The organism is Staphylococcus sp. OJ82, assembly GCF_000294465.1.
GTDB lineage: Bacteria > Bacillota > Bacilli > Staphylococcales > Staphylococcaceae > Staphylococcus > Staphylococcus equorum.
This window is the reverse complement of the sequence record NZ_ALPU01000012.1, coordinates 1-789: the sequence shown is the minus strand read 5'-3', so window position 1 is coordinate 789 and position 789 is coordinate 1. Positions and strand designations below refer to the sequence as shown.

The window sequence follows — 789 nt, the reverse complement described above, 5'->3', positions numbered from 1 at the left end:
GGTTCTGTTGCAAAGTTGAATTTATAGTATAATTTTAACAAAAAGGAGTCTTCTGTATGAACTATTTCAGATATAAACAATTTAACAAGGATGTTATCACTGTAGCCGTTGGCTACTATCTAAGATATGCATTGAGTTATCGTGATATATCTGAAATATTAAGGGAACGTGGTGTAAACGTTCATCATTCAACGGTCTACCGTTGGGTTCAAGAATATGCCCCAATTTTATATCAAATTTGGAAGAAAAAGCATAAAAAAGCTTATTACAAATGGCGTATTGATGAGACGTACATCAAAATAAAAGGAAAATGGAGCTATTTATATCGTGCCATTGATGCAGAGGGACATACATTAGATATTTGGTTGCGTAAGCAACGAGATAATCATTCAGCATATGCGTTTATCAAACGTCTCATTAAACAATTTGGTAAACCTCAAAAGGTAATTACAGATCAGGCACCTTCAACGAAGGTAGCAATGGCTAAAGTAATTAAAGCTTTTAAACTTAAACCTGACTGTCATTGTACATCGAAATATCTGAATAACCTCATTGAGCAAGATCACCGTCATATTAAAGTAAGAAAGACAAGGTATCAAAGTATCAATACAGCAAAGAATACTTTAAAAGGTATTGAATGTATTTACGCTCTATATAAAAAGAACCGCAGGTCTCTTCAGATCTACGGATTTTCGCCATGCCACGAAATTAGCATCATGCTAGCAAGTTAAGCGAACACTGACATGATAAATTAGTGGTTAGCTATATTTTTTACTTTGCAACAGAACC

The 789-nt window shown here is 34.0% G+C and carries 1 protein-coding gene; it reads left to right on the top strand.

Features of this window, described 5'->3' with window-relative positions; translation table 11 throughout:
- Nucleotides 1-56 precede the first annotated feature (56 nt).
- Nucleotides 57-731 carry an IS6-like element IS257 family transposase gene (locus SOJ_RS13050; RefSeq protein ID WP_001105987.1) on the top strand — a complete coding sequence of 225 codons (675 nt, stop codon included), beginning with the start codon at nucleotides 57-59 and terminating at the stop codon, nucleotides 729-731.
- The last annotated feature ends 58 nt before the right edge of the window (nucleotides 732-789 follow it).